This is a genomic window from Vibrio sp. Evd11 (assembly GCF_900382755.1).
GTDB lineage: Bacteria > Pseudomonadota > Gammaproteobacteria > Enterobacterales > Vibrionaceae > Vibrio > Vibrio lentus.
Genome location: NZ_OSDX01000101.1, coordinates 1 through 11,653, shown reverse-complemented (window position 1 = coordinate 11,653; position 11,653 = coordinate 1). Strand labels below are relative to the sequence as shown.

Annotated in this window: 4 protein-coding genes and 2 pseudogenes; 4 read left to right on the top strand and 2 right to left on the bottom strand. The window is 45.1% G+C overall.

The annotated features are described in order from the left end of the window. Window positions 1-230 precede the first annotated feature (230 nt). Together ED652_RS23000 and ED652_RS22990 are read left to right on the top strand one after the other, a co-directional pair. Window positions 231-674: a lytic transglycosylase domain-containing protein gene (locus ED652_RS23000; protein ID WP_122056286.1), complete on the top strand. Its 444-nt coding sequence runs from the start codon at window positions 231-233 to the stop codon at window positions 672-674. Window positions 675-1,242: 568 nt separating this feature from the next. Next, window positions 1,243-1,599 (top strand): annotated as a pseudogene (locus ED652_RS22990) (hypothetical protein); the annotation flags it as partial. 20 nt (window positions 1,600-1,619) lie between these two features. Here ED652_RS22990 and traI read toward each other — a convergent pair. Next, window positions 1,620-7,394, bottom strand: coding sequence for a conjugative transfer relaxase/helicase TraI (gene traI, locus ED652_RS22985; protein WP_122056285.1), 5,775 nt, complete (start codon window positions 7,392-7,394; stop codon window positions 1,620-1,622). Between the two features lie 154 nt (window positions 7,395-7,548). On the opposite strand from traI, the gene ED652_RS22980 reads away from it, so the two are divergent. Then, window positions 7,549-8,265 carry a hypothetical protein gene (locus tag ED652_RS22980; RefSeq protein WP_122056284.1) on the top strand — a complete coding sequence of 239 codons (717 nt, stop codon included), beginning with the start codon at window positions 7,549-7,551 and terminating at the stop codon, window positions 8,263-8,265. A 740-nt stretch (window positions 8,266-9,005) separates the two neighbouring features. Here ED652_RS22980 and traD read toward each other — a convergent pair. Beyond that, window positions 9,006-11,110, bottom strand: a pseudogene (gene traD, locus ED652_RS22970) (type IV conjugative transfer system coupling protein TraD). 116 nt (window positions 11,111-11,226) lie between these two features. Here traD and ED652_RS22965 point away from each other — a divergent pair. Beyond that, the gene (locus ED652_RS22965; RefSeq protein ID WP_254051735.1) at window positions 11,227-11,490 is read left to right on the top strand and encodes a hypothetical protein; all 264 of its coding nucleotides are present in this window, start codon (window positions 11,227-11,229) and stop codon (window positions 11,488-11,490) included. Window positions 11,491-11,653 lie beyond the last annotated feature (163 nt).

Genomic DNA, 11,653 nt, shown 5'->3' with positions numbered 1-11,653 from the left:
TGTGATCGTCAAATCGATCATAATTTTGATTAAAAAACGCTCACGATCTCACCCTGGATGAAGGGTATTTTTTGATGTGGTGAATACCGAGCCTATTTTTAGGGTTCTATTATGCTGATATAGAGCTTCTTACTCACTGCGTGAGCGTGTTCTCTACTCGTCGCACAGCGACTCATGATAAACTGATTTTAGTTTATCTCCTTTATAAATAATATTATTGTGGTTGTATCATGAAAATAAAAACAATCTTCGTTTTTCTCATTCCATTCCAAGCGTCTGCTTTTTGTTTTGATGAGGCAGGGTATCATTACAATGTCTCTCCAAACTTGCTCAGAGCGATTGCACGCGTTGAAAGTAACTTAAACCCTAATGTTATCAATGAAAATAAAAATAGCCGTGGTGAAGTGGAGAGTCGTGATTATGGTCTGATGCAAATTAATTCAAGCTGGTTCAACAAGCTTTCGGATTTTAATGTGAATGACCAGAATATTTATGAGCCGTGTTTTAACGTGTCATTAGGTGCATGGGTATTAAGTTCTAACTTTGCCAGTCATGGCTATAACTGGAACAGCATAGGCGCATATAATGCGGGTTTCTCCAAACGTACCGAAACCGCCAGAAAAATATACATCCAAAAAGTCCAATCTGTTTATTATTCCGAAAAAGTTAAATAACCATTACCGCACCATTATGGTGCAGTGATGGTTGTCATTTTCTCTTCCTTCCCTCTCTTCGCTCCTACGTCTGACCCTTCTTGCTGCTCTCTATTCAGTCGCCATAGATCCGGCTTTTTATCTTTCCCTAGTCAAATGTTCTCAAGTTAACCCACCTCAAGCTGATGAAGCTATCCTGACCTTTTACTTTCTCAGAAAGTCACCACACACCACGGCGCATTGATTCCAATGCGGATGGTTGTCTGTTAATAATATAATGACAATAAAAACAAAAAATTATATTTAATGATAAAGGGGGGAGTAGAGTGTAAAAAATTTTCAAAATCTCAACTAATTAGCCGCTGAAATCGTATTTAAAAATATGTTAAATGTATTTAATATCCATTTAACCCATGCATGGTAAGGTTTACAGGCTATTTGATTTGAAAGTGAGTGTATTTGTATTTTATTTCAATTTAGCCCTTTTCTGGCTTTGTTTGTGAGCGATTGTTAGGTTGTGATAATATGGTATCGTATTTAAATGTACATTAAATCGTATTAACCCAATTTGGTGGGAGAAAATCTAAAAATGGCCAGAAGCACAGTATTACAAGCCACAATCAAGGGGCCGCTAGAGCAAGATTTTCGCCAGTTTAAAAAGAGAGAGGGTTTAACTGATGCTGATGCGATTCGTCAGCTTTTGACATTGGCATTGCGTATTAAACTGAATGACAGTGATGATGAAAGGCCGTCGAACCGTGAGTTGATGGAAGAAACGTATCGTAGAGTTAGGCAGGTACAAGGCGTGCTAAATTTAAATTTAGCACATAGCTTTGATGGGGAGAGTTATTATAAGAACAAAGCCGACTCTATTGAGCAAAGAAAATCCAACACCGCTTTGGTTGATAAAAGTGTCGACGAGTATCTTGAAGGCGAAAAAAAGGGTAGCCACTGGCTACCCTTATATTATCGCTCTAACTCTCTGTCGATTTCTTTTTCTTCCCAATGGCTCTCTTTCTCTGAGCGATTCAATGCCATCTCTTGTTGAGGTGAATATTCTTTTGGCTCAAAGTGGTCGAGTGATTGGCTGTCGGTTTCTTTTTTCTCATTATAGTTGAGGGTGTCTAATTCGCTCTCTTGATGAGAAGTGTGCGTCTCATTTAATTCAATGTTATGTGCGCTGTTATCTCGCTCTAATTTGTTAATGCACGATTTGATGTCCTCTTTAAGGTTGTCTTCTGACATAAATTGAATGTCTCGTCCATTAAATTTCTCGACAATTTTTTCAATGTTGTTGTGGTTTAAATCGTGATTTCCGTGGTTTAATACAATAATGATGTTCTGCCTCAGTTCGTCGGTAGAAATGTTTTGAATGTCGTTCTTGTGATTGACATTAATAATATCAATCTGCCCTTGAGTTTGGTCTCGAATTAAAAAAGAGTTTTCAATTGAGGTACTGATGATGGTGGTATTTAAATTCTCCCCTTGATGAAAGTGTGTTAATTGTTTGGATTTTGTCCCTAGCGTTCTAGGGTTGATATTTAGGCTTTTTTCTTTATTTCCTTGAATGTCTAAATAGGTCACTTCAATGGCTTTGGTTTCGCCTTCTTTATTATGAATATTGGTTAGCATTGCAGGGTGAAGGGATTTGTCTTCGGATGAATACACCGCAGGGTGAAATTTAACATGGTGATTTTCAATGTTATTCACACCGAGCTTGTTTAAGTACGTTTGCGCCAAGGTGCCATCCATTGGCAGGCTTTGGCTAATGTACTCTTTGGCTCTTTCTTCAAACTGCGCAATATGCCTTGGGGTCGTGTTGAGTAATTTTTCATGTTTGCTGTTTTCCTCCAGTTGGTAATTTTCTGGAGCGTTGAGCATCTTGTGTGCTTCATTCATGGCCTCTTTGTAGCTTATTGCCTTATGGTTCATCATAAGGTTAATCAAGGAGCCTTTTTCGCCTGTCGTGTAGTCTTTAAAATAACCACGGTACTCTCCGGTCAGGGTGATTTTGAGGGCGGATTGACCAAGACCAAAGGTTAAGTAATCACGGTCTGATTTAGATTGGTTAGGCTTGCCTAATAACTGCATAGCAAGACTTTCCGTGTATTTTGGTAGCTGCGTATTAATGTGCTCCCTAAATTGGTTGTAGTTAAAGTCACCCATTTTATTTTGGAATCGAACGTCCTCAGAAGGGAGGGCATTGCGGTTAAAGTAAGTGGTGTCTTTGGGTGGGATTTGGCTGATGGTTTCTATCGCACTGGCTTTATGACTTTCTTTGGATAACCAGCTTTTGAGCAGTTGCTTTGTGTTGTCGGTATAGAGCCGAATGTGCTGGCTGGCACGGGTGACATCGATACCAGCCCGTCTCAGGTTCGTCAGTGCGGCTTTGCTTTGTATCGCGCTAATGACGTGGGGATAAGAGGCCCCTTGCGCCATGTCTGCAGTTCGACTGTAAGCGTAGTCCCAATGCCCATCTTTAAGCGCGTTGGGGTTAATGATGAGCTTTTGTCCTGTTTTTGATTGCGCTTTGATGCCTTCCTCATTGGCTTGCGTGATGCGGTATTCGACGTTGGCTTTGATACCGCGGTCTTTATCGGTAAAGCGGGTGATGATTTTATCGCCTGTTGAGAGTGGCTTTTCTGACGTAGAGAACAGGGTGGTGAAGCGGTGATCACGGTTGCGCGGTAAGAATGGCCTAGTCTTACTTGTCGCCGCGTCTTGAAGTGTCACCACGCCATGCTCTGAATCCACGTGAGTGATTGTCGCGTACTCGCCGGGTCTGGTGCTCAGTATCAAGCCTTTTTGATAGGGCATCATGGTCGTGAGCTCTTCACCCGTGGCGCCGATTGAGCGTAGCCGAGTTGCGATGACGTTCTCTTTGCCTAACTCACTCTTTTTCATCAAACCGACACGGATGTGTTCGGTGATGGTGTCTCGCTCCTGGTTGGTGTACGCGATAATCAATGTGTTGTCTCGCGTTTCGGGGGTGCGCTCTAAATAGTCTTTGGCGACTACGTAGGGCAGCTTCTCTGTGGCGGTGAGCTGCGCTCTGCGTCGGTCTTTGTCGTTTTCATTCAGCGTAGAAATGACATGTTGGCGGTTGCCTTGAGTATCAGGGGCTTGCTGCTGGAGTTTATCTAGGGCGCTCTGTGGCTGCTTATCAATGGTGTTTTGCTGTGCATTGTGCAGGGTGTCATTTTGTGGACGTACCATATCGGTCATGTAAGCGGTCTCGATGCGGCCTTGGCTTATGGCCAGCTCAAAGGGTTTACCGGCACTGAGTGATAAAAGCTGCTCTTTATCGCCCAATTTGGCTGTTTTGGACTGACTGTCATTGACCAGCTTTGTGAACTCATCGGCTTGCTTGTTGCTGACCATGGAGCTTTCATCGAGAAAGAACAAGGTATGTTGATAGTCACTGGCTTCTCGATTGCCTTGTCGGATGTCAGAGAGCAAGCTTTCCAGTGTTTGCGCTTTCACGCCTTTGCTTTCTAGCTCTGCAACCGCGGCGTGCGTGGGCGCAAGACCGATGACGCTTTGCTCTGGTTGCTGGCTGGCTTCTTTCACTAACTGGATAAGTTCAATGTTCGATTCAAGCAGGGTGGACTTACCTGTACCGGCTAATCCTTGGATGGCCACAAAGCTGTCCTTGGTGGTCGAGATAAGGGTGATGGCGTCCTTTTGCCCTTGGGTTAGGCGAGGCTTGGTATCGAGAAAGTCTTGCACCTGCTTAGGCGTCGCAAAAGGCTGATGTTGGTCTTTACCCTCAGTGATGTTTTGCAAGATACGCTTTTCAGTCTCTAGCGCGGCTTGCGTCGTCCAGCGTGTGCCGTGACTGTACTCAGCAGAGAGGGTGTCGCTGCGTTTCGTTAGCTCTGTTTCAACCTGCTCTTTGGTCATAGAGCCTCCGGCTTCTTCAAAGGCGTAACGCACCGCTTCCACCACTAACGCTTTTTGGCTAAACGCCGCTTCTCGCTCTGAGAGGTGGTTCAGGGCAAAGCTGACCGCTTTTTCGATGAGTGGGGCGTTTTGCGCTTTGGTTAGTGCTGACAGTGCCTGACTGACATCCTGCTTTAGCAAATCTTGGGTGGCGTCGTTTAGGTAGCGGTCGTTGACATTTTGCGTCTGCAACACTCGCTCGATTGCCGAAGGTGAGACCTGTTCTTTTTCGAGTGCGCTTTGGGCTTTGTCTGGTTTGTCGGTGAAGATATCAAGGCGCTCTGTTTTTTCGGTCAGGTCGTTTATCAGGGGCTTAGATAAGGTAAACGCTTTGCCTGACAGCAAGGTATGGGCTTTTTGTTCAATATGGTGGGCGCCGTGAACATAGTCGTATTGCAGCGGCGCGTCTTTTAGGCTCTCTAAGTTTACGCGCTGCGTTTGACCTTTGCTCTCAAGCGTGAGGCTCTCTTTGTCAGTGCGCGTGACAAGGTAATTTTGATTGGCGTCCAAACCGGCCGGGAAGTGTTTGCCTAACGTACGAAGACGTTCGCCTTGGGCGATGTTGAGACTTTGCGGTTTACTGATTTGCATCTTCATGCGCTTAAAGGTGCGACTGGACGGGTCAAAGGTGTGTGACTGTCCATCGCGTTTGCTGAGTGCGGTCATGGTGTTGCTCTCTTTATCGATACTGGCGATGACAAAGCTCTGAGGTTTGTTTTTCTCCCAGTGGGAGAGTGTCATGCCTGGTTTGTAGTGTTGAACGAGGGGTTGTTGCGCTTTGGAGAGGTGGTGAGGGGTTTGAATGAATAGGGTGGTTTCGTGTCTGGCGAGGGCGCCGGTATTTTTGAGCTGGCCCCGTATCGCTTCGGTTAACCGCCGCTGCTCGACGCCGGAGGTGGCAATCACTTGCGTGTTGGCTTTATCGGGGAGGTCGGCGTACACCCGCGCTATCCTATCGGTGTCATTGTCATGCAGTTTCACGTTGGTGTTGCTGGCTCGCTTACCAACCCAAGAATGACTCTCCACATTGCCTTTTTGATACAGCGAGATAGCGTTATTGGTTTTAAATCCCTGACGGCTTGATACGCGATTAAGCATCACCACTTTACTGCTCGATTGTTTGGCTTTATCGGTGAGGGCTAACAATTCATTCGCGCTCATCTTATTGGCGTCATCGATGAGCAAGACGTCTTTATTGGTCAGCGGCGTATCGCTTTGCAATAAGCTGTGGGTGGTGTGGCGCTGCTCTGGTGAGAAGGTATTGGCTATCCACGCGACAAGCGTTTTGCTTTGTCGCTGTAGGCTCTCCATCCCTTCCGCTTTTGTTTTGGCGCTTTGTGAGACGAACTGGACGCGTTTACCACTGTGATTGCCTACATTGAGTAGCAGCTGCGCAATATCTTGTGATGAGCCATGCACATTCACCACGTGGAACTGTTTGGTGGAGTGGCAAAGGTCGGTAAGCATACGTTGCTGACTTTTAGGAATAGCGAGCTTGTCTAGGACTTTGGGTGCAACGTGGGTACGCATGTGATGTGCCCGACCTTGGGTGCTGTCGATAAGTGCTTTTTCATTATCAATTAAGCCTTTGGTGGTGTATTGCCCTTTCTCTGCCAGAGGGATAAGCGTCCCTTCTTTTATCCATTGGTCTGCCACCGCTTTTAGGTCAATGGCATTGGCTTGAATACCGCCTTTGGTAAATTCTGAGGCTGCCCGTTCAATGACTTTTTCCAGTTGCAGGGCGGTGCGGTGTTGACCAAGGTGCTCGATGGCACGCTCAAAGGCGTCTTGGGCGATGTGCTCAGGATGATGGGGCTGCTTGGCGATTTGCAGTGCATGTTGCACTAAGGTTTCGGGGTTAAATCCGGCGGCTTTCGTCTGCTGTTGCCATTTGGCATTGAGGGCGGAGTCACTTTCATAGGTTTTGGGTTTTCGAGTGTCGAGGTTTGCTACGTCTTTCGCAGCGCGGGAATCAACACCGAAGTCTAAGGCTTGTTGGTTGATTTGCTGCGTTCGAGTAGAGAAGGTGTCGATGAGCACTTGAGGTACTCCCTCTACATCAAATTGCCCGTTGCCGACGCCTCGCGTTGTATAGCCTAATTCTTGCGCCTCTTTAGCCAATTGACTCTGATATAAGATGCCGTAGTATTTTTGGAAGTTGTAGATGCGTTCTCCAGTACCATTAATTACCCCGCCTTTTTGTTTGATGCTGGAAGCCAGTGTGCGCAAGACGCCTTCTTGGTCGCGAGTCATATTAGCGGCAAGAGAGTGGGAGTGGATTTGTGGATCGTTTTCACGGCTGGTCTTATGGAGAATAACCGCAAAGGCCATGTTTTCGGTGTTGGAGAACTCACGTACGCCGTCTTTGTTAATCGATACGTTTTGCGCTGCATCTTTTTCTAATTGAGATAGCGCAAATTTAACCGCATTGGTATGTGCGTCAATAAGGCGAGTATCGCCTCCAACAAGTGCCAGTGTGCTTAATCTTTTTGGTGCTGAAAAAGTTAAATCAAAACCTGATTTATGGTCATCACGCTTACCTTTGATAGTCTCGTCACCGAGGTGCCCAGATAAGACGGATTCTAGTGTTTTTTGGTCAACAGGCTTACCAAGCAATCCTGCTTCTTCGGCGAGTTTGCCGTGCCAAAAGCTGTTTGGCTCAGTGCTCTTTTCTTTAAGGTAGTAGTTGTCGTTGTTGTCTTGCTCAAGAGATAGGGTGGACTGGTTTAAGTCTTGCTCTTCTTTTAGGTAATACCCCGCTGCGCCCGCAGCAGATTTTAGGGGGCTGATGGAAAGCATGAGTTTGTCCTTATGCAGTTTGAGTGGTGAAGTGTTAATCGAGTGGATTGAGAGCCAGTTTCACTAGATGGTGAGAATGCGCATGGGTTCCTTAGGTGGAAGTTTGGGGTATATTGAGGTGGGTGTTCTACGCATCAGTATTAGGAGTCACGCAATGTTTAGTTTTCTCAAGCGAAAACCAGAAAACCCATTAAAGTTTTATAATGAAATCCCTTTGGTCGAAAATGGTGTTACCAAACCGGGGAAGCTGTTTGTTATTGAACAACAGTTGATGAAGGAATTTATTGTTAGAGCGTTAGATGATAATAAAGTTAGGCGTGGCGGTGTCATCAATACATTTGAAGGACCTTATGCTGATGAAACCGATTTTCGCATCCAATTGGACTTTGAACGTGCTTTTGACTTATTGACAAAGCAAAAAGAAATGAGAAGTTGCAATCCATTTTTTCTGCCTGAAAAACCTTCTTTTCAGCTTGGGGCTGTTGATATTGTCACATTCCCTTTTCATCATGCTTTGGTTTCTAACATCGATATAGCAAGTAACACATCTGAAATTCTGTGGAGAATAAATAATAATTTGGTAAATCAGTTTTTACCTCATAACTATCGCAATTTAGGGGCTCTATCTGTTTTTCATTTTAATGAGGAGCCAATAGATGACGCCCCTATTCACAATATCTTCTTGTTTGAGGAAAAGGTGACCGACGAGTTTAATCGTCAATATAAGACTATTGTAAATTCATCATTGCTCCCGATTTATGTTGATGTGGACAGTTCTGTTATGGATGACAGATATGTTTATCAAGAGAGAAGAAAAGAGGATGGTCCTCCTTTTAATCTAGAGTTGATAACAAAGGCTCTTTTTTCATAGTTGTAAATGTTTCGTTATTGAACCATAAATTCAAGGGTTATATTTCTATTGAATAGCAAAACGCGCACCGTTTAATCGTCCTTGACGCACCAATTCACATCTTCTTAAAATTAGAGCGTCTCATTACGTGTTGATAGTGATAACAGAGATTTGAATTTGTCTTTGATTGACATGGTGATGCTCCTTATACAACGTAAATTACCGCTAGCAGAAAAACTGAGCGGTAGTCAGGACGAGAGGCGGAGTTTAAAAGCCTTGCAATGGCAAGGCTTGTGGCGGTCTAGTGATTAGTGGTTATCGTAAGGTTCTAGGGTGTAGCCTCTATGGTGCGTGCGTTGGATTAACCTTTTAGCGTCTCTATAAGTCAGCACGAGATGTCGCCAGTCGTTGCCGTCGAGCATATCAAGAACAAAGAGTGGTTCAGGTTGTTTTTTAGGTGGTGTGTTTTGGTGAGTGTTCGGTTTTTTTTACTCGCGCGCTATGTTGGCGCTTGTGTTGGGCTCTTGGTTTCATAATCACTTTCCATTGTTGAGGAAACAACGTAAGGCAAGAAAGAAAAGCGGCATAGATTAGTATGCCGCTAGCTAAATAAATTGAAAAATGGGAGCTTTTCAAGATTAAGCTTGAAATTACACTGGAAGCAATGTGAGCAATGTCGTTTGAGTTATAGGAAGCCCATAATTCACATTCAGATATCCCCTCCAGAGTGTTTTTTAAGTTCCTCAAAACGTAATGACTATTCATTCCACCATTTCTCCCGAGTCCATTTCGATATCTTGAGATATCGCCGACTCTTCAAGCTCTTGCTGCGCTCGCTCTTTATGGTCACTGTCTGATTTGAGCTTTTCGGCCTCCTTGCTGGCTAACGCTTTGACCGTCTCACTTCGTTGTGCTTGTTGGATTTGGTCGGTTTCCAGCTTCATCTCTTCCGGCGTTTCAAACTGCTTGGCTTGGATTTCGGTGAGTGCATTACGCTCTTCTTCGTTGAGGAGCATACCCGGGGCGACACACTCAAAGTAAATCGCTTTTTGATACGCCTTGGTCATGGCGGGCGATGGGGTGTAATTACGTTTGATAAAGGCCGGTGTCACATCTCGCATTTTATCAAAGTGCAAATCCAGTTGAGTGATAAAGCTGCTTCCTGGTACGCGAAGGTAACATTGCAAATCATCCATGGCTTGGATTTCACTGCTAGAGATAACGGGTCGTGTCACCGTCTGGTGGCCAATCGATACCCCATCACGCAGTGCATTTGCACCGTAAGAAATGTGTTCTCTTGAGACCTCCACTTCTTGCTCCCCCAAATCTTTGGATGAGATTTGTGCCATCTGCGCTGATGGGGCGCGAAAGTAAAAGCGAGAGTTGAGTAAATCAAAAATAACGTCCGCGGTATTTTTTCCGTAGGTTTTCACGAGCTGAGCATAAGACTGTAGACCAATCACATAACAGCCCCCAAACTTACGCACTTCTGAAATGATGTTATCAAGCTCAGGCAGTTTATGCAGACTCGGCATCTCATCCATAATCACCCAGATACGGCGGTCTTCATCGTCTTTGAGTCCCAAAATAGCGTTAGAGGCAATGGCAAGCCAAGTCGAAATCAAAGGACGTAGTGAGGCGTGTTGCTGTGCGTTACTCGATAAAAATAAAAAGCCTTTTTGTTGATCATCTTGTACCCAATCGGTGATGGAAAACGGTTTGCGTTTGGGTTGACCTTGACCGTCTTTCTCATCCAGTCCATCTAAAAAGCGTAGGCTCTTAATGTAAGTGGCCAACACGGACTTAATCGAGATAGCGGTCTTTTTGATGTCCTTGGAGACCAAAGATGCCGATTCTGTACCCTGCAGGAAATTACCCAGAGTTTCGAGTTCAGACGTGAGTATCAGGCCGAGAAGCCTTGCGGTTGAACAGGGCTTGTCATCTTGACTCATACGATACGAAGCACTAGAAAAAATAGTACGGGCGGAATCCACCCAGAACGGGTCACCTTCACCATGTTGCGGGATAAGCGCGTTCGCAATGTTTTCAAAATCAGGGCCATCCTTAGCATCACACCAGACGTTCCAATTGGCGCAGCGTTCATCAAAGGGATTGAGTAAGGTATCTTGGGTAGGGTCAAAGAACTTACTGGTAAAGGTGCAGCCTTTATCATAAATAATGGCTTTATCTCCACGTTTACGTATCCAGCGTAATAGTTTACGAAGCATGACGGATTTACCTGCCCCTGTGGTGCCGTCAATGAGCATATGTTGAACTTCAAACTCATGTTTAAACAAGGCCTGTCCATCCACTTTGAAATCAGAAATCCGTCCGTTTCCTACGCCCTGTTTTTTGAGTTTCTTTGCCCGTTTTTTAAATCGTTAGTGAGCACCTTGGGCTCGGCGTATTGAAAGCCTCGGATGTGAAAATCTTCGCTTTGTTTTTCGCCTTGTCGTTTAAAGAAAGTCATGGCGAGCATTAAGATGGTGAAAGCAATACAGATGCCAATCAAAAAGTTGATTTGTATTTGGCGTATCACGTTATCGTAGAGATTGATGAGTTGGGGGTTGTCCAGTTGGGAAGCGAGCGTGCCGATGTAGCGTTTCCCGCTCCAGAACGTCGTGACTTCGCTGTTAAGATCGTGTCCAAGGCTGGCATAGATATGATTGCGCCAGTAGTAGAACACAGACCAAAAGGCGTTATCAGGAGCGCGTAGCCAGGTAAGAACGCCAGTGAGCGCTATCACCGACCAAATGGCGGCGTAGACTAAGGTATTGTTGACTTGAAAGAACATCCGAATGGAGTGAAAAGTAATTTGTCCGCCACGGGTGAAGTGGTTGCCGGACGTGCGTTTAGGTCTAGGCATCGTGGTTCCTTGTGAGTGAAATGGAGTACTTTTTTAGATAATTACCTGCGTATGCAGATGAACGGGTTTAGACTGAATGGTTGTTGGCTAATGGTCTTGCTGTGCAGGGCTCTGATATGAAAAAATTTACGCATGCCGAAGGTAAGTCACGGATGTTCACCTCTCCGACGGGGTGGGGGCTAGAGCCTCGACATGCAGGAAAAGCTTGGGTGGTTTATTTCCTTGCGCTGATAATCCTCACGGTCTCGAACGTGGTCAGCGTTATGCTCGAAACCTTCAAAGCAATCCTGATTACTATTTTTAAGAAGAAAAGCGAAATTGGCCTCTGTGTAATAGAGGTGGTGAGCTTTATGTTGGTGATGGGCATCACCGGACAGTGATTGGTCGAGTGTTTTTGGAAACGAATGGCTTTGAGCTTATGAGTAAAAATGTCCTCGTTGCTTATTGCGCTGGGCGGTAATTTATCGTAGTCGTATTTAGACTCGTAACATGATGTATGGAATCCACTCCCTCCTTAGCAATCTAGACTTAGGATAGTGAGAA

Excerpts from the sequence above, each read along its gene's own strand:
- ED652_RS23000 (WP_122056286.1), top strand. The coding sequence starts at position 231 with ATGAAAATAAAAACAATCTTCGTTTTTCTCATTCCATTCCAAGCGTCT.
- traI (WP_122056285.1), bottom strand. The coding sequence starts at position 7,394 with ATGCTTTCCATCAGCCCCCTAAAATCTGCTGCGGGCGCAGCGGGGTAT.
- ED652_RS22980 (WP_122056284.1), top strand. The coding sequence starts at position 7,549 with ATGTTTAGTTTTCTCAAGCGAAAACCAGAAAACCCATTAAAGTTTTAT.
- ED652_RS22965 (WP_254051735.1), top strand. The coding sequence starts at position 11,227 with ATGAAAAAATTTACGCATGCCGAAGGTAAGTCACGGATGTTCACCTCT.